We start from the raw sequence: 377 nt of genomic DNA, 5'->3' as shown, positions 1-377 counted from the left end.
GGTGGATTCATCAACCCCCAGAGACTTACTGAAAATCCAGCCCAGCAGCGCCAGCACAAAGACACCGAGCAGCATTTTTTCGCGGATTTTCATCGGTCCCAGTTCGGCAAGGCCCGCTTTAGCGATGGTTTTGTTATCCACCTTCTTAATTTCTGGTGGATACATGGTGTAAATCACCAGCGGGGTGACCAGCAGCATAATGATGCCCGGCAATCCGGCGGCTAGCGCCCATCCACCCCAGCTAATTTGCAGGTGCAGAATGTCGTTGATCATTTTCAGCGCCAGAATGTTCCCCGCCATTGCGGTAAAGAACATATAGCTGGTGGTTTTAGTGACCATGTAAATGGACATCATCAGGTAATGTCCAACACGACGCG

The 377-nt window shown here is 50.9% G+C and carries 1 protein-coding gene; it reads right to left on the bottom strand.

What is annotated here, in order from left to right; all coding sequences use genetic code 11:
- A partial coding sequence (locus LZP73_RS19415; protein ID WP_267960255.1) for an anion permease occupies positions 1–377 on the bottom strand: 377 nt, incomplete at both ends.

The organism is Shewanella sp. AS16 (genome assembly GCF_021412365.1).
GTDB classification, from domain to species: Bacteria; Pseudomonadota; Gammaproteobacteria; order Enterobacterales; family Shewanellaceae; genus Shewanella; species Shewanella salipaludis.
This window is presented reverse-complemented; position numbering and strand designations above follow the sequence as displayed.